General features: G+C 58.1%; 1 protein-coding gene. It reads right to left on the reverse strand.

Going from position 1 to position 229, the window contains the following annotated elements; translation table 11 throughout:
* The coding region (locus ACM6G4_RS00010) for a DUF6396 domain-containing protein (protein ID WP_414912726.1) at positions 1-229 on the reverse strand (229 nt) is incomplete at both ends.

The raw sequence follows: 229 nt of genomic DNA on the forward strand, positions 1-229 counted from the left end.
ACCAGGATTGACCGGCGATACTTACCGCCAGCCAATAACCGGTATGCGTGCAGGCTTGGCCGCTGATGCAGGTCGGTCGTTTGATGTAGTCGATCTGTATAAAGGCCGAGGAGCCTGGCATGGGCCGGCCGGTGGCGGGTTCGAGGATTTTGGCCTTGGCCAGTTGGTGAATCAGTGCTTCGCTGGGCTTTTCTGGTGGGATATTGGCCAGGCGTTCTTCGAGCCATTG

The sequence above is a fragment of the Pseudomonas sp. IT-P258 genome (genome assembly GCF_949767825.1).
In the GTDB taxonomy this organism is placed as follows: domain Bacteria; phylum Pseudomonadota; class Gammaproteobacteria; order Pseudomonadales; family Pseudomonadaceae; genus Aquipseudomonas; species Aquipseudomonas monachiensis.